The 17,007-nt window shown below is 40.1% G+C and carries 20 protein-coding genes; 15 read left to right on the forward strand and 5 right to left on the reverse strand.

The window, feature by feature from the left end; genetic code table 11:
* The first annotated feature begins 35 nt into the window (after positions 1-35).
* From DWW81_RS07465 to DWW81_RS07480, 5 genes are all read left to right on the forward strand, one after another.
* Positions 36-554, forward strand: coding sequence for a hypothetical protein (locus tag DWW81_RS07465; RefSeq protein WP_147339753.1), 519 nt, complete (start codon positions 36-38; stop codon positions 552-554).
* A 237-nt stretch (positions 555-791) separates the two neighbouring features.
* The gene (locus DWW81_RS07470) at positions 792-1,127 is read left to right on the forward strand and encodes a hypothetical protein (protein ID WP_147338971.1); all 336 of its coding nucleotides are present in this window, start codon (positions 792-794) and stop codon (positions 1,125-1,127) included.
* Positions 1,127-1,516, forward strand: a complete 390-nt coding sequence (locus DWW81_RS07475) for a hypothetical protein (protein ID WP_117897234.1) — start codon at positions 1,127-1,129, stop codon at positions 1,514-1,516. Before DWW81_RS07470 ends, DWW81_RS07475 begins: the two co-directional genes overlap by 1 nt.
* Positions 1,517-1,540: 24 nt before the next feature.
* Positions 1,541-1,756 (forward strand): hypothetical protein, encoded by a 216-nt coding sequence (locus tag DWW81_RS13115; protein WP_147338457.1) that lies wholly within the window; start codon positions 1,541-1,543, stop codon positions 1,754-1,756.
* A gap of 8 nt (positions 1,757-1,764) precedes the next feature.
* A complete protein-coding gene (locus DWW81_RS07480) occupies positions 1,765-2,298 on the forward strand; it encodes a hypothetical protein (protein WP_022126569.1) in 534 nt (177 codons plus the stop codon).
* Between the two features lie 348 nt (positions 2,299-2,646).
* Here DWW81_RS07480 and DWW81_RS07485 read toward each other — a convergent pair whose 3' ends face one another.
* From DWW81_RS07485 to asnB, 3 genes are all read right to left on the reverse strand, one after another.
* Positions 2,647-3,621, reverse strand: a complete 975-nt coding sequence (locus DWW81_RS07485) for an SPFH domain-containing protein (RefSeq protein WP_022287345.1) — start codon at positions 3,619-3,621, stop codon at positions 2,647-2,649.
* A gap of 34 nt (positions 3,622-3,655) precedes the next feature.
* Complete coding sequence (locus DWW81_RS07490; RefSeq protein ID WP_046441818.1) at positions 3,656-4,099, reverse strand: NfeD family protein; 444 nt, start codon at positions 4,097-4,099, stop codon at positions 3,656-3,658.
* Between the two features lie 273 nt (positions 4,100-4,372).
* Positions 4,373-6,208, reverse strand: a complete 1,836-nt coding sequence (asnB, locus tag DWW81_RS07495) for an asparagine synthase (glutamine-hydrolyzing) (RefSeq protein WP_117876068.1) — start codon at positions 6,206-6,208, stop codon at positions 4,373-4,375.
* A 283-nt stretch (positions 6,209-6,491) separates the two neighbouring features.
* On the opposite strand from asnB, the gene DWW81_RS07500 reads away from it, so the two are divergent.
* The 3 genes from DWW81_RS07500 to nrdG all read left to right on the forward strand — a co-directional run bounded on the left by DWW81_RS07500 (position 6,492) and on the right by nrdG (position 9,880).
* On the forward strand, positions 6,492-6,689 hold the full coding sequence (locus DWW81_RS07500; protein WP_022287342.1) for a hypothetical protein: 198 nt from the start codon (positions 6,492-6,494) through the stop codon (positions 6,687-6,689).
* A 414-nt stretch (positions 6,690-7,103) separates the two neighbouring features.
* A complete protein-coding gene (locus DWW81_RS07505) occupies positions 7,104-9,362 on the forward strand; it encodes an anaerobic ribonucleoside triphosphate reductase (RefSeq protein WP_117897235.1) in 2,259 nt (752 codons plus the stop codon).
* Positions 9,363-9,364: 2 nt separating this feature from the next.
* Positions 9,365-9,880, forward strand: a complete 516-nt coding sequence (gene nrdG / locus DWW81_RS07510; protein WP_117897236.1) for an anaerobic ribonucleoside-triphosphate reductase activating protein — start codon at positions 9,365-9,367, stop codon at positions 9,878-9,880.
* Between the two features lie 72 nt (positions 9,881-9,952).
* On the opposite strand, the gene DWW81_RS07515 is transcribed toward nrdG, so the two are convergent.
* Entirely contained in the window at positions 9,953-11,413 is a 1,461-nt protein-coding gene (locus DWW81_RS07515; RefSeq protein WP_117897237.1) for a flotillin family protein, read from the reverse strand.
* A 96-nt stretch (positions 11,414-11,509) separates the two neighbouring features.
* Positions 11,510-12,178, reverse strand: coding sequence for an NfeD family protein (locus DWW81_RS07520; RefSeq protein WP_046441812.1), 669 nt, complete (start codon positions 12,176-12,178; stop codon positions 11,510-11,512).
* A 213-nt stretch (positions 12,179-12,391) separates the two neighbouring features.
* On the opposite strand from DWW81_RS07520, the gene DWW81_RS07525 reads away from it, so the two are divergent.
* From DWW81_RS07525 to DWW81_RS07555, 7 genes are all read left to right on the forward strand, one after another.
* Positions 12,392-12,928 (forward strand): helix-turn-helix transcriptional regulator, encoded by a 537-nt coding sequence (locus DWW81_RS07525; protein ID WP_117897238.1) that lies wholly within the window; start codon positions 12,392-12,394, stop codon positions 12,926-12,928.
* 9 nt (positions 12,929-12,937) lie between these two features.
* Positions 12,938-13,387 (forward strand): hypothetical protein, encoded by a 450-nt coding sequence (locus DWW81_RS07530; RefSeq protein ID WP_117897239.1) that lies wholly within the window; start codon positions 12,938-12,940, stop codon positions 13,385-13,387.
* A gap of 137 nt (positions 13,388-13,524) precedes the next feature.
* Entirely contained in the window at positions 13,525-14,298 is a 774-nt protein-coding gene (gene thyX, locus DWW81_RS07535; RefSeq protein ID WP_046441875.1) for an FAD-dependent thymidylate synthase, read from the forward strand.
* Positions 14,288-14,956: a deoxynucleoside kinase gene (locus DWW81_RS07540; protein ID WP_117897240.1), complete on the forward strand. Its 669-nt coding sequence runs from the start codon at positions 14,288-14,290 to the stop codon at positions 14,954-14,956. Before thyX ends, DWW81_RS07540 begins: the two co-directional genes overlap by 11 nt.
* 10 nt (positions 14,957-14,966) lie before the next feature.
* Positions 14,967-15,872 (forward strand): phosphatidylglycerol lysyltransferase domain-containing protein, encoded by a 906-nt coding sequence (locus tag DWW81_RS07545; protein ID WP_117897241.1) that lies wholly within the window; start codon positions 14,967-14,969, stop codon positions 15,870-15,872.
* A 19-nt stretch (positions 15,873-15,891) separates the two neighbouring features.
* Positions 15,892-16,434 carry a DJ-1 family glyoxalase III gene (locus tag DWW81_RS07550; RefSeq protein ID WP_022286914.1) on the forward strand — a complete coding sequence of 181 codons (543 nt, stop codon included), beginning with the start codon at positions 15,892-15,894 and terminating at the stop codon, positions 16,432-16,434.
* Positions 16,431-17,006, forward strand: a complete 576-nt coding sequence (locus tag DWW81_RS07555; RefSeq protein ID WP_117897242.1) for a 5-formyltetrahydrofolate cyclo-ligase — start codon at positions 16,431-16,433, stop codon at positions 17,004-17,006. Before DWW81_RS07550 ends, DWW81_RS07555 begins: the two co-directional genes overlap by 4 nt.
* The last annotated feature ends 1 nt before the right edge of the window (position 17,007 follow it).

Here is a 17,007-nt window from a genome sequence, read left to right on the forward strand (position 1 = left end):
CGCTGCATAATTCTTGTTCGAATAAAATGTGTCAAGTGATATTGACAAAACCAGATACTATTTCGCCTGCTCTTTACATTGACAACAAAATTATTTACGAGTGGAACGGAGCTTTAACGTCGATCGGCAAAACGCAGTATCTCAACATTGCTTCTGTTTCATCAAACGAAACATTCGAGGATACCAAGAAAATTCTTGTAGGCTACGTAAACTATATATCTACGGATAATCAAAATATTTCTGCACAGTCGCTTCTGACAGCGTATAAAAAAATGCCGCTTACCGACGAGGAGCAGGTAAAGGTAAACAAAAGCAACGTCTACAACGATAAGTATATAGGTAACTTCCTCAGCCTTATCGGAACGACGTATTTCAGGCAGCTTGACATCGAGAATAAGGTACTGGCAGGGGCTAATCGTATCTATGCCGAAAGGTATCTGAGCTACGGCGTATTCAGCTATGAGCCTTGCGTTACTGTTTCCGCATTTTCTAAGGATATCGAGAAAAAGGTTCGTTCAGCGTTGATATTCTGGGGAACTATGCCTCTACGGTAAGCTACAGGAATAACGCCGACGACGAATACGCTTATCGCTTTGCTTCGGGGTATGTTTCTTCTTATCTTGAAAGCTTGGTGCTGGAGGAGTATACGGGGGTTCAAGCGGGTAAAACAATTCGTTTTTCACATGACCCAACCGATATAAATTTCAAAGGAAAATCATTGTGGAATGAATGGGAGTATTAAAAAAATAAATATGGGTATAAAAAATTATTCTCAGAAGGAGATTTTTGGTATGCAACCTACTAACTATGAATTCCTAGATAAAATTGCAGATGTATTTTTATCCCAAAGAGCATGTGGCAATAACAATGAATTAATAGATACAGTTTCTTTTTATGACAATAAAATGTCTTCAATCGTTTATGATTATTATCCATTTGAGGTTGAAATTAGAGATAACAACTTATATTTTTTTATCATAACAAATCGCAGTGAAAAGAAAATGCTATTTTCGTCATCGATTAATACCGACTTTGATAAGCTTTGTGACAGTTTGATAAAATGTATAACGACAGATGTAAAAAAGCAAATTCCCAAGAAATTTTTAAAAGCAAAGGGGTTTTTATAATGAATGAAAATCGAGCAGAAATAAAAGCCAAAATAGTGGAAACTGAAATGAAAAAATATTTTGGTAGGTTAGTTTCGAATTTTAATTTGATAGACGCTTTTTACGGCAATGGACATGAAGAATTTAGTCTGGGATTCAAGTATTGTGACTATTTTGATATGCGCTTTAATTATGGTCAAGGTGCTTGCGGATGCTGTATATGTTATGATTGGGGTGATAATAATGAGGCTATACTTATTAAAACCTCAATTGATGGTTGGTGGGAAAAAATTTCAATTCAATGGAAAAAATATTTTCATGAACTTAAAAAAGAACTGGATTTGCGTATTCCCGATGATTATTTAAAAGAATTTTATATAAATCCTAATACCGAAACAAATGTAGTGTGAACTAATGCGAATGCTACGGAACATATGGGGAAGTATGTTGGTCGATTTGGTGAAACAAGTTTTTCAATTGATTTAAGAAGTCAATTGATGTTAGAAAGTTATGTATCTGCTTTAGATCAAGCAATGGGAGAACTTGCAAGCAAACCTTTAGGCAGATATGAAGATCTTAACTTTGGCGGTTGGGTGTTCGGAATTGACACTAAAGAAGGAGTAGTTTTCCATGCATTTTATGAAGGATAGGTGATCATATGAAAATTAAATATATTTCAGATGATTATGAATTATATCTTATACAACAACGATATAGTTTTCAATATGATTTGATTATTGACTGTATAAGTAAAAAAGATAATTTCACAATGTATAAAGTTCAGAAAACATGTCGAAGTGATCCTAGTGATATTATTTATCATGCCTTTTACTATGATCATCAAAGAAAGCATACACCATTAGATATAGCAGTAAACAGTAGAACTAATATTATTGAATATATATCATTTTTTGTTTCTGATTCAATGAAGATAAACAGTAATCAGTTTGATTCATTATTTATTGATAAAAATGAATACTGCTTATTTAGTATGATTGAATGCAATGATACTCATAGGTATTTTAAAATTGAAAATGAAAAGGATAATTTTGTTTATTTTTATGAAAATAATTCTATTTTCTACCTAAACAATAGACATCCTTGTAGCCTGAATATGTATTGCATTTGTGATTTTTGTTGGCTGTTGATCGGTGAAGATGATGAAATTTATGGAGTTAAAGTGAAACTGTAAATTTTTGCTCTCACAACTTCGATAATTTATCATGCTGTTGATTTTTGGCTGGATAGTTTAAAGTTATACAGATTAGCGATGGACGGCAACACTGCTGCGGCAGAACAACTTGCTGCACGAACTAAAATGGACTGCATAACGCATACAATTTTTTTTGCTGGCGGAGCATTTTTAGAGCCGATAGCTAACGTATTCATGCGAATGTATCATAGTTATTTTATTTCTTGATTTTTTTAGCTTAATGATATTGGGAGGGCATTGAGTTTATCTTAGTGTCCTGCTCGCTTTTCAATGAAAAAAATATCCCCTCCAAAGCATTTGCCTTGAAGGGGATTAACTATATGCGTTTTACTGTGGCTTCTTAACGTCTGTCATGACTTCTTTAAGTCCTGTTGCAAGACCTGCAATGCCCTGTATCTCACTTGGTATAATGATCTTTGTAGCCTTGCCGTCTGCTGCCTTAGCAAATGCTTCAAGGCTCTTGAGCTGGATTACCTGCTCGTTAGGGTTAGCAGCATTCAGCTTGACGATACTCTCGGCAATCGCCTTCTGTACCATGTCGATAGCCTGCGCTTCACCTTCTGCCTCAAGTATCTTCTGCTCCTTGACAGCGTCTGCACGAAGTATCATAGACTGCTTCTCAGCTTCGGCTGCAAGTATCTGTGACTCCTTGTCTGCCTGTGCTCTGAGTATCTTAGATTCTTTCTCACCCTCTGCAACAAGCACCTGAGATTTCTTCTCAGCCTCTGCCTGAATGACTTTTTCACGTCTTTCACGGTCAGCTTTCATCTGCTTTTCCATTGCGTCCTGAATTTCTCTTGGCGGAAGAATATTCTTAAGCTCAACTCTCTGCACCTTGATGCCCCACCTATCTGTGGCTTCATCAAGAATTGCTGTGATCCTTGTGTTGATAATGTCACGGGAAGTGAGCGTAGCCTCAAGATCAAGGTCACCAACAATGTTTCTGAGTGTTGTTGCCGTCAGATTTTCAATAGCTGAGATAGGTCTCTCAACACCGTATGTGAACTGCATTGCGTTTGTTATCTGGAAGAACACAACAGTGTCTATCTGCATTGTTACGTTATCCTTTGTGATAACTGACTGTGGCTTGAAGTCAACTACCTGCTCTTTGATAGATACTCTTTTTGCAACTCGGTCGATAAAAGGTACTTTTACGTGAAGTCCCGTTCCCCATGCCGCATGAAAAGCTCCAAGTCTTTCAACTACAAATACATATGCCTGCGGTACTATCTTGATGTTGCTGATAACAATGATTATAAGCAATACGATGATAGCAAGTACGATATAAATTCCAGGTTCCATTATATGCCTCCTAAAAATAAGTTTATGTAAGCTGTTACTTTTCTTCTGAAACTATCAGCTTTGCACCGTCAATACGCACTACCTTCACTGGTGTGCCTTCTGAGATCTTTGAGCCGTCCTCAGTTCTTGCTGCCCAATCTGTGCCATCAAGAGTGACCCTGCCTTTGTTCACAGAGTTATCTATAGGCTCAATAACTATTGCAGTTTTTCCCACATCAAGCTCGTAATTTGTTGCAACTGTCTTGTTCTGGAGCTTCTTGACCACAGGTCTTGTAAGCAAAAGAAGTATGATCGAGCTTACGACGAATACGATGCACTGTGTAAGGAAAGAAAGCTTAGCTATGGCACAAAACATCGCAATAAGCGCTGCTATAGCAAGCCATATAGACACAAGTGCCGTTCCTGTTGCGACCTCGCATACAACAAAGAACACGAAAGCTAAAGCCCAGAAAACTATTTTGAGTGTAGCCATTGTCATATGATACCCCCTGTTCCTCTCATTTATTTAAGATTTATTATAACATATTATTTTAAAATTTACAATAGCTAAGACACAATATTTTTGCTTTTTTACCTTTAATCTTTAATGATTTTACATTGACCGTACCATATTTTGTTAGCTGTACTCTAATATATACATGTTGATGCTACTACATAAAGAAAAAAAGTGTTTCTAAAAGATAGTTATATAAAAAAATTTACAGTAAAAGCGGTAACCCGCTGGAGGTAACCGCTTTTACTATTTGTGTAATTATACGTTGTCACTGAAATAAACATCATACCATACAAGGAATGAGAACACTGTCCAAATCTTTCTTGAATAGTCATATTTGCCTGCACGGTGATCGTCAAGAAGCTGTACAAGCTTATCTGTGTGGAAGAACTGTGCCGACTGAGGAGAAGTAAACTTATCCTTTACTATATTATAATACTTATCTTCTTTGAGCCATACCCTGATAGGAACAGGGAAGCCGAGCTTCTTTTTCTTAGCTGTCTGTGGAGGGCAAGCCTGAAGTGCAGCAAGACGCATTGCATACTTCGTTTCAGTTTCAGTAACTCTGTCCTTTACAGGTATCTGCTCTGCAAGCTCCATTACCTTTCTGTCAAGGAACGGTACACGAAGCTCTAGGGAGTGAGCCATGCTCATTTTATCCGCCTTAAGAAGAATATCACCTGTCATCCAAAGGTGCAGGTCAATGTACTGCATCTGCGTTACCTGATCCTGATCTCTTACCTTATCGTAGAAAGGCTTTGTGATAGCCATAGCGTCAGGAGCGTTTGTTTTTATGCTCAGAATGTCCTTGCGCTCTTTCTCAGAGAAGATGTAAGCATTGCCGATAAATCTCTCGTCAAGGTCCTTAGAACCTCTTATAAGATAGTTTATGCCGTGCTTGTGAGGCAGTTTCTCAGCAACTGCACCAACAGCCTTTCTGATAGGTCTTGGTATCTTGAAGTAGCTTGCCATATCAGCAGGGTTGTGATAGATGTTGTATCCACCGAATATTTCGTCTGCACCCTCGCCTGAAAGCACTGCCTTGACCTTTTCAGAAGCTATTTGACATACGAAGAACAGAGCCACAGCCGCAGGGTCTGCAAGAGGTTCGTCCATGTGATACTGTATTTTTGAAAGGCTGTTCCAGTATTCCTCAGGGCTGATGACCTTTGAGAAATTCTCCTTGTGGATATACTTTGAAAATTCCTTAGCATAACCTATCTCGTTGTATTTCTCGTCCTCGCCAAAGCCTACAGTAAAGGTCTTGTCAACGTTGGCAACAGCGGCAACATAGCTTGAGTCAACACCGCTTGAAAGGAAAGAACCTACCTCAACGTCAGCGAATTTGTGTACCTCAACAGAGTTCTTGAAAGTGTCGGATATCCTATTCACCCAATCTTCAAGAGCAGGGCCATTGTCAGCGTGGAATTTAACTTCCCAATATCTTCTTACGTTCATCTCGCCGTTCTTGTATGTAAAGCAGTGAGCAGCAGGGAGCTTGTAAACATTTTTGAAGAAAGTTTCTGTTGTAGGAGAATACTGGAATGTGAGATAAGTTTCAAGAACGTCTGTGTTAAGCTCCTTCTTAAAATGAGGGTGGTCAAGAAAACTCTTTATCTCAGAACCCCACATAAGAGTTTCGCCCATTTTTGCGTAGTAAAGAGGCTTGATACCGAAGAAATCTCTTGCACCGAAAACCTCGTTTGTGTTCTTGTTGAAGATAACGAATGCAAACATACCTCTCAGCTTGTCGAGCATATCCTCACCCCACTGCTCATAGCCGTGGATAAGCACCTCTGAGTCGGTCTGTGTGTAGAACTTGTGACCAGACGCTACAAGCTCCTCACGAAGATCCTTGTAGTTGTATATCTCACCGTTGAATGTAAGTACCAACGACTTATCTTCATTGAAGATAGGCTGGCTACCTTGATCTGAAAGGTCGATGATCGAAAGTCGGCGGAAACCCATTGCGATCTGCTCGTCAACATATTTTCCGTCAGAGTCAGGACCTCTATGTTTTATTCTATCCATCATTTTTCCAAGAACTATGGAAGCGTCATTGATTTTATTTGTAAATCCAACAAAACCGCACATATAAAAGCCTCATTTCTGTTAAATCAAATTGCCTGTATCTTAGTTAATACGGCCGCTTGTCGCCTAGTGAACGTCAAGCAATATAATAATTATTATACACTATATGCGGCTTTTTTGCAAGGGGTAAAAACAAAAATTAAACAATAAAAGAAATTGTCTTTTGTGCATTTATAACATGGCAGTGTGTATGGTATAAAAATATCTGCGATTTTGTCATTTTGGCTTGAAAAAGGCAGAGGGATATAGTATAATGGTATTAAAATCATATTTTGGAGAAGATCCTATGAACGATAACAAAAAGAAGAAAAATGGTTATAGATTGGATATTGTGTTGATAGTGAGTTTTTTTGTAATGCTGATATCTTTCTGTGCCTACATGATGAACACTACTCTCGAAGAGGTACTTGAAAATGAAACAGGCAGCTCTGTAGTCACACATGATTACACTTACGAGAGTGCTGAGAGCAGTTCAGCAGCATAGTGCAAAATTTAAAAGTCTGACAAGTTAAAGTGCTTTACGCACTTGCTGAATTCGCCTATTTACGACATTTTAAAAGCATGAAGCAGTGCTTAAAAATGCATAAGACGACAAGTTAGCTCACTTTACAGTATTAATAACCAAACTATATTGTATTATGCACTGTAAAGTTTGGCTGCATTACAGCTAAAAGCATTTTACTTGACACCTAAAATCAATATCTGACGAAAATGTGGCTTTGTGCATTTAATACAAATAACAAAGTCACATTTTGTTGTATAACGCCTTGACTTTACGTCACTTATACTATATACTTGTATTAAGCACTGCTTTTTATACAATATGTTGTGATTTGCGGTGCGAGTTGTGAGAATATAAAAAATATAAGGATAAATCGGGAAAATCGGAGGCGGTATTGTGATAATCAAGATAAAAAAGCGTGACGGACGTACTGTAACTTTCAATATTGAGAAAATAGCTGGCGCTATATACAAGGCGGCTCAGTCTGTGGGCAAGGATAACTATGAGGAAGCTTTGGAGCTTTCGGGTAAAGTTGTTGATAAGCTTATGGAAAAACACCTTGATATGCCTACTGTTGAAGAGATTCAAGATTGCGTTGAGCGTGTACTTATCGAGGAGGGCATGGCTGATACTGCAAAAAGTTACATACTCTACCGCTCAAACAGGACTCGTGCAAGAGAAATGAATACCCGTCTTATGAAAGTTTATGAGGATCTTACTTTCCAATCAGCGAAAGATAACGATTTGAAGCGTGAGAATGCTAATATAGACGGCGATACCGCAATGGGTACAATGCTTAAATACGGATCTGTGGGTGCAAAGGAGTTCAATGAGATGTATGTTCTTGCTCCTGAGCATTCAAAGGCTCATCAGGAGGGGGATATCCACATTCATGACCTTGATTTTTATACACTGACCACCACTTGCACTCAGATAGACCTTACAAAGCTTTTTGATAAGGGTTTTTCTACAGGTCATGGCTTTTTGCGTACACCAAATGATATACAAAGCTATGCGGCGCTTGCCTGCATTGCGATACAATCCAATCAGAACGACCAGCATGGTGGTCAATCTCTTCCGAAGTTCGATTATGATATGGCTGAGGGCGTAAGAAAGACATTCAGACACCGCTATCGTGACAATATCGGCAGGGGTCTTGCTCTCCTTGGTGAAGTTTCTGATGCTCAGAGCATTGCAAAGAAAATAACTGAAATGCTTGATGAGCAGGGTTTAAAGATCACTCTCGCCAATGATAACGGCTATCAAGAGGCTGAAGCACAGTTCCTTGTGAATTTTGTTGACGCACCTATAGTGAAGAAGATACAGAGTTTTGCATATAAAAACTCTTTGAAAGAAACTGACAGAGCCACATATCAGGCAATGGAAGCGCTTATCCATAATCTTAATACCATGAACTCCCGTGCAGGCGCTCAAACGCCCTTCAGCTCCATAAATTATGGTACTGATACTTCTATCGAGGGCAGACTTGTTATAAAGAATATTCTTCTTGCAGAGGAAGCAGGACTTGGCAATGGCGAAACGCCTATTTTTCCTATACATATTTTCAAGATAAAAGAGGGCGTGAACTTTAACCCTGATGACCCGAACTATGACCTTTTCAAGCTTGCCTGCCGTGTATCAGCGAAGCGTCTTTTCCCGAATTTTTCATTTATCGACGCTCCTTTCAATCTACAGTATTACAAAGAGGGCAATCCTGACACTGAGATAGCCTACATGGGTTGCCGCACAAGAGTTATCGGTAACGCATATGACCCTACTCGTGAGATAGTGACAGGCAGGGGAAATCTCTCTTTTACTACCATTAATCTCCCTAGACTTGGCATAAAAGCACAGCGTAATATCGGTGCTTTCTTTGACAGCCTTGATGAGCTTATGGATCTTTGTATCGACCAGCTTATGCACAGATTTAAGATACAGTGTTCAAAGCGTGTGAGAAATTATCCGTTCCTCATGGGTCAGGGCATATGGCTCGATTCAGAGAAGCTTACGGCTGACGATACGCTTGAAGAAGTGCTAAAGCATGGCACGCTTTCCGTGGGCTTTATCGGTCTTGCTGAGTGTCTTAAAGTGCTTACCGGCAAGCACCATGGTGAAAGTGAAGAAGCAAGAGAGCTTGGCTTGGAGATAATCTCACGTATGAGAGCAAGAATGGACGAGGAAACAAAGCGTACTGGTCTTAACTTCTCGTTGCTCGCAACGCCTGCTGAGGGACTTTCTGGCAGATTTGTTAAAATGGATAGAGAACGTTATGGCGAGATAGCAGGAGTTACAGACAGAGAATATTATACTAATTCTTTCCATGTACCTGTTTACTATCCGATAACAGCGTTTGAGAAACTTAAAATTGAAGCTCCTTACCATGCTCTTACAAATGCAGGCCATATAAGCTATATCGAGCTTGACGGCGATCCGCTGAACAATCTTTCTGCATTCGAGAAAGTCGTAAGATATATGAAAGAAGTTGGCATAGGCTACGGCTCAATAAACCACCCTGTTGACCGTGATCCTGTTTGCGGATATACTGGAATAATAGGTGACAAATGCCCGAAGTGCGGACGTTCTGAGGCTGAACACAGCAAGGTGATACATGAGAGGATACCTCGTGCAAAAGCCTGCTGTGAGGGTAACAATTAGCCATGGAGCTTAGGATAGCAGGCACTGTCGGTGAATCTATCGTAGATGGACCGGGTTTTAGGTTCACTATTTTTACGCAAGGCTGTCCACACGGCTGTGAGGGTTGTCACAATCCGCAGACACATGATTTTAACGGTGGCATTGTCGTTGACACAGACCAGCTTTACAATGAGATAATAAAAGACCCGCTCCTTGACGGCGTGACGTTCAGTGGCGGTGAGCCTTTCTGTCAGTGCAAACCGTTAGCAGAGCTTGCAGTAAAGATAAAAGCGTTCAATGGCTTTCCGCTGAATGTTATTTCATTCACAGGCTATACTTATGAATATCTTATTGCAAACGCTAACGCTGAAAACGGCTATATGGAGCTTCTATGTCAGCTTGATTATCTTGTTGACGGACCATTCATTCTATCGCAGCGAAGCCTTGAGTTGAAATTTATGGGCAGTAGAAATCAACGCTTCATCGATGTACAGAAGTCCTTAAAAGAGGGCTGTGCTGTGGCTATAGAGCCTTATTGATTTTTTACTATTTGGAAGATAAAAACGCTGAGTGAAATTGTTTTTCACTCAGCATTTTTATGTGACAATTATTTATTTGTTAGGTTCTATTACCTCAACATCTTTTGGGTCGAGAGTTTCTGCATTATCAGCTTCTGCTGCTCTCTTTACTGCTTCTTCCTGTGACTTTTTCAAAGCTTCCTGCATGTCCTCGCCAAGAAAATCAGGGAGTGACATTCCTGCCTGCTTGAACAGATCGTTCAGCGGAGGAACTGACTGCATAAGTCCGCTTAGAAAGTTTGCTGTCGAGCCTTTTCCGTCTGCACCTGCGCCTGTATCCCACACGGTTATCTTGTCTATCTTAATGTTCTTGATAGCTTCTACCTGAATAGAGATAAGCTCTTCAAGCTTGTCAGCAACTATAAGTTTGACGGCTGCATTAGCGTCTCCGCCTGCTGCTTCAACAAGCTTTCTCATACCCTCTGCCTGCTTTGTGAGTATTTCCTGATTACCCTTTGCTTCAGCTTCCATTTTTGCAAAGATAGCATCGGCCTCACCCTTTGCTTTACGTCTTACTACCTCAGCCTGTGCTTCAGCTTCGATCTCGGCCTGCTGCTTTGAGATCTGAGCCTTTACGATAACATCGGCGGTCTGTGTAGCCTTTTCAAGTTCGGCTCTCGTCTGCTCGGCGGATTGCTGAGCTATGTAAGCTTCCTGCTTTGCCTTTGCTGCCTGAACAGCTTCAGCGGCTGTAGCCTGTCTGAGAGCTTCCGCTTCACGCTCACGTCTGAGAGCTTCTGACTGTGCAACCTCTATCTTGGCTTGGTTCTCACCGTCGATAGCAGAAGCGTTTGCAGCAGCAACTTGGATACGCTGGTCTTTCTGAGCGTTTGCCTGACCGATCTCACCGTCTCTGTGTTTTTCGGCAACTGACTTCTTAGCGTCATTGATAGCCTTTGCAGCAGCTTCTTTACCGAGAGCTTCCAGATATCCAGACTCATCTGTAATATCCGTTACGTTTACGTTGATAAGCTTAAGACCTATCTTTTTAAGCTCTATCTCAACATTGTTTGATACCGCGAGCAGAAATTTATCTCTGTCCGAGTTTATTTCCTCAATATCCATTGTTGCGATAATAAGTCTCAACTGACCGAAAATAATATCCTTAGCAAGCTCCTGTATCTCAATGAGTTTAAGACCAAGAAGTCTTTCAGCAGCGTTCTGCATAACGCCTGGTTCTGTCGAGATACCAACAGTAAATCTTGACGGAACATCAATTCTGATGTTCTGCTTTGAAAGAGCGTTTTTTAGATCCACATTTATGGATATAGGAGTAAGATCCATATACTCATAAGATTGGATTATTGGCACGATAAATGCCGCACCGCCGTGGATACATCTTGCGCTTCTTGCTTGACCATTCTTGTCTGTTCCTACTTTACCATAGATAACAAGCACCTTATCAGACGGACATTTTCTGTAGCGTGACAGTATCGCCATAATTGCCGCAAAAAGCACAACGACTATCACGCAGATGATGATTACTGGTTCCATAATTTTTCCTCCCACACAAATAATATTATAATAACCTCAAGACGGGTCATTTCACAGAATCGTTATGTTTAGAACCCATTTGTTCTATCAATTCTTTTATTTTTCTATTACGACAGTATCTCCTTGCAAATCGATAATACGGACCTGAGTTCCTGTCTTTATAAGCTCATCACCATTGTTTATTGCAGTGACTTCTCTTAACTGTCCGTTTATCATAACATTCACTTTACCAAGCCCATGGTCTTTAGGTGGGCAGGGGATATAAACAGTAGCAGTTTCTCCTATAGCATTTTTATAATCAGCCGTACCGTTTTCAGCAAGTCTTGCAGAAAGTTGAACTATCTTTGCTACAAGAAGCATGGTCGCCAGACCCAGAACAAAGCCGATAACTGTAGACAGTGCTGGATAAACACCTGAGCTTACAAGAACGATAGATGACCAGCTAAACACAGTGAAAAAAGCAACTATGGTCTGAAGCGTGAACATTCTCATAGAAGCAAAATCCGCAGGGTTTCCGCCGTCTACGTTGTGGTCACAGCCGATATCATGTGTACAGTGACCAATATCCACATCTCCGTGACCGCTTATGTTGGTATCAACATCAAGATCAAGACCTGACGTGTCGCTGAAATCGTGACCGCTTCCACCATCATGAAAACCGAACATAGAAAGCAAAGTCTGAACAAGCAGTATAAGCGTTGACGGAAACGCTATACAATACAGCACTTTAAGTAAAAGCGACAAACCGTCCCACCATTCATTCATATAGCTTACACCTCCAATGTAAATATTATTTACGTTTATTATATACTCATTTATCTTATTTGTCAATAGATTTTCGACAATAATTAAAATTATTTTTAGATATGGCTTAGCACAAAAAAATTGTAAATTTTTCGTTAAACACTTGAAATCTGTTTTACTATCTGCTATCATATAAGTAAATGAAATTTACAGTAAATATAGCGAGGCGATATAATGGAGAAAAATACTCTCGGCAAGAGGATAAAAGAGGCAAGACTTGCAAAGAAAATGACTCAAAGCGAGGTAGTGGGTGATTTTATAACCCGCAATATGCTTAGTCAGATAGAGAGCGGCTCAGCAACGCCGTCGGTAAAGACCCTTGAATATCTCTGCAAGGTGTTGGAGATAGAGCCTAATGCCCTTCTGCCTGATGAAAACGACTCCAAAAACGCCCCTGACGCAGAGGGCTATATCAGTATACGGAAAGAATTTATAAACAAGAACTATAAGGCTGTTATAGAGTATGACGCTGATGACGAATTTTCAGATGAGATATGTGCGCTTAAGGCGAAAGCTTGCCTTATGGTGGCTAAGGAGTATTCAGGCTCTGACAGTGCCACGGATCTTCAAAAGGCGATAGACCTTGCCAAGCAGGCTTCTGAACTTTCAAAGCGTGGTATTTTTGCAGATGAAAGCGTTAAAAGCAAGGCTGACGAGCTATTAAAAGCTAACGCTAAGCGTCTTAGCGACTATTACAGAAGTCTTTTGTAGGGTACAGTCATGGAATTTGTTATCATAGCCACGGTTGTTCTTGTGCTTGCCATGTGTCTTGGCGCAGACTTTGTTATAGTTCCTATAATGTTCATTGTTTTTCTTGTTATCCTGCTACTGGCTATTTTTGGTTTCTTTGTATACTCTGCTGTAAAACTTACTGGAACGAAAAGCGTGAAAGGAAAGTTTGTGCGTTTCGGCAGGGCAGAGGGCAAGAAATTTGATACAGCGTTTTACAAGGTTAGTGATAGTGAGTATCCAAACGTATTCCCATGTGAGATAGTAATGCGCTCAAAGATATACATACCCGATAAGGTCTGTAGGCTCAGATATGACGGCAAAAGAAATGAAGTTTTTGACCTGAATGCAGTTTGCTGTGTGATATTTGGACTTGTTCTTAGCAGCGTATCGGCGGTGATGATGATACTTTTTCTACTAACAGTGATAGGTGTGAATTGAATGATTTTAGGCAGTAGGTTAGCTTGCTGCCTTTTTTTGCATTTAAAATGGCAATAGTGGGTGATTTAAAATAAAATGTTGACTTGTAGGCTTTTTAATGGTATAATATAAAAAATATGTGGAAAGGATCATATATGATGAGAGTTGAGCTTATTACCCATACACCTGAGCCTGAAAAGGTGGTTGCTACTGCTGCAAAACTATGCTATTCAAGCAGTGATATCGCCTCGCTTAGAGAGGGTCTTACGGAAGAAAAAACAAAGAGCTTTATTGAAAGGCTCGTGTCTATTGGTCACGAAAGCCCTATGGAACACGTTTCTTTTACTTTTGGCATAGAGGGGATATCCCGTGCCTGCTCTCATCAGTTAGTAAGACATAGAATTGCGTCTTACTCTCAAAAAAGCCAGCGTTATGTAAATGAAAGCGGCTTTGAGTTTATCACGCCACCATCAATAGAGGCTGTGCCAGAAGCAAAGGCTGAATTTGACAAGCAAATGGATCAGCTCCTTGAGTGTTATAATAAGATTGCCGACATACTTACAAATACACATGAAAAGGCGTTTTTAGAGCAGGGTATGTCTGAAAAGGACGCACTTAACAAGGCTAAGAAAAAAGCCTATGAGGACGCAAGATTTGTTCTTCCTAACGCTTGTGAAACAAAGATAGTTGTGACAATGAACGTCAGAACACTGTTTAATTTCTTCCAGCATAGATGCTGTAACAGAGCACAATGGGAGATAAAGGCTGTGGCTGATGAAATGCTCAGACTTTGCAAGCAGGCCGCTCCCGAGCTTTTCAAGAACGCAGGTCCGTCATGTGTAATGAAAGGCAAGTGTCCAGAGGGCGCAATGAGCTGCGGAAAAATGGCTGAAGTAAAGAAAATTTACGGAGAAATGAATAATGTTGAATAGATCTGGACTTATAGTTCTTGAGGGACTTGATGGAAGTGGAAAATCAACTCAGTTTGAAAGGCTTTCTGCTTATTTCAGTGAAAATGACATAAAGCATAAGGCTATAAGCTTTCCTGACTATGATAATCCGTCATCTGCGTTGGTAAAGATGTATCTTAATGGTGAAATAGGCAAAACGCCTGCTGACGTGAATGCCTACGCAGCTTCAAGCTTTTACGCTGTTGACAGATACGCTTGTTACAAACAATTTTGGGAACATGACTATAAAGAGGGAAGTCTTGTACTTGCAGCGAGATATGTTACGTCAAACTGCATTTATCAGATGACAAAACTGCCGAAAGAGCAGTGGGAAGATTTTATAGGCTGGCTTGAAGATTACGAGTATGACAAGCTTGGGCTTCCAAGACCTGACAAGGTGATATTCTTGGATATGCCAATAGAGATATCTCAAAAGCTGATGTCGGGAAGATACGGCGGAGATGAAAGCAAAAAGGATATCCATGAAGCAAATGTGGAGTATCTGAAAAAATGCCGTGAAGCCGCTTTGTTTACCGCTGAGAAACATGATTGGGATATTATTCCTTGCAGCGACGGCAGCGAGCCTTATACAAAAGATAAGATTTTCGGAGATGTTCTGGGGTTAATCAATAGAAAGTAATGTGTGTTTAATGTTTGATTTCAGAAAAATAAGTTTTGAGGACAAAGAATGGATAACCAAGTGTCTTGCAGTATCAGATTTCAGAGGAGCAGAATATTGCTTTGCAAATAATATGGCGTGGCAAAGACTTAATGACACTGTAATAACACATCATGGTGATTTTTATATAAGCTGTTCCTTTGAGGACGGTCAGCCGTATTTTACATTTCCTGCGGGCGTTAAAATAGACGTTGAGGGCAAAGAAAAATATATCAGGCTTTTTGATGAGCTTAAAGAATATGTTTCCGCCCAGGGAAAGCCGCTTATCGTATCTTCTGTAACAGATGATAACCTAAGCTGGATAAAAGAATATTATGGTGATAAAATCATCTGCGAGTATGATAGGGACAGTTCAGACTATATTTACAATGCTTCCGACCTTATCGAGCTTAAAGGCAAAAAGTATCACGGCAAGCGTAACCACATAAAGCGTTTCATGGACGAGCCTTGGGAATACAGAGAGCTTACTGATAAGGAAATAGACAGTTGTATTGAATTTTCGGCTGAGTTTTATAATAAGAACGACAACGCTGACGATCCTTCGGCAGTGGTTGAGCAATATGCTATTGATCTTTTTCTTACGAATATGGATAGGCTCGGACTTAAAGGCGCTGTGCTTTACAGAAATGATAAAATGACAGGCTTTACGGTTGGTGAACAAATAAATTCGGATACCTTTGTGGTGCATATAGAAAAAGCACTCGCTGACGTTCAGGGTGCATATCCTATGCTGTGTAATCAGTTTGCGTCGCATAACGCAAAGGGTCTCAGCTTCATCAACAGGGAAGAGGATCTAGGAATAGAGGGTCTTAGAAAGTCAAAGCTTTCTTATAATCCTGCTTTTCTTTTGAATAAAAATGTAATTACTTTCAGATGATCGAAAGGAGTCATTTGTTATGGTTTATGTATTTCTTGCCAATGGTTTTGAGGAAATGGAGGCTCTTGCCCCTGTGGATCTGCTCAGACGAGCAGGCGTTGAAGTTTTTACTGTAGGTGTAGGCTCTGATATGATAGTCAGCTCACACAACATTCCTGTCAAGACCGATACAACAGTGGATAAGATAGTTCTTAATGACGAGCTCGAAATGATAGTTCTTCCAGGTGGTATGCCGGGTACTTTAAATCTTGAAGCAAGCCCTGATGTGCTTGGTGCGGTTGATTACTGTGCTGATAATAACAGATACATTGCGGCGATATGTGCCGCTCCGTCCATAATCGGTCATAAGGGTCTTCTTGACGGCAGATATGCAACTTGTTTTCCAGGTTATGAGAAAGATCTTAAAGGTGCGATACATTCTGCCAGACTTGTGGCTGTTGACGGTAAGTTCATCACTGCAAAGGGCGCTGGCTGCAGCATGAAGTTTGCACTCAAGCTTGTAGAGCTTCTTGTTTCAAAAGAAAAGGCAGAAGCCCTTGAATCAGGTATGCAGAGCAAATGACAGATAAAAAAGCTTTAAGAAAGCATTTCAAAGAGATACGTCTTAGTATGTCTGCGGAAGAAAGAAAACAGGCAGATGTGGCTGTTCAGCAAGCTTTCCTTGACAGCGAAGAGTATAAAAGCTGCACAACTGTGCTTGCATATGTTTCCTCTGATATTGAAGTGTCTACGGCGGAGATAGTAAGAAAGGCGCTAAAGAGCAAGATAGTGCTATGCCCGAGATGTGAAAAAAACGGCAATATTATGTATTTTTACAGAATAAACAGCATCTATGATCTCAAAGAGGGTAGGTTTGGCATTTTTGAGCCTGATGAAAGTTGTGAGAAATACTACGTTTTTGACAATGCATTGTGTATCGTGCCTGCGCTTTCGTATGATAAAGACGGATACAGGCTTGGCTTTGGTATGGGCTTTTATGACAGATTTTTGGCTGATTATAATGGCATAAAGCTAGGTTTATGTTACGATAACTGTATGTCAGAAAGATTTTGTCATGACGGCTATGATATCTCTGTAGACAAGGTATTTACTGATAAGAATATATATACTATAAACACAAAGGAAAGGAAGTAAA

The organism is Ruminococcus sp. AF17-1AC (assembly GCF_003461385.1).
Lineage (GTDB): Bacteria > Bacillota > Clostridia > Oscillospirales > Ruminococcaceae > Hominimerdicola > Hominimerdicola aceti.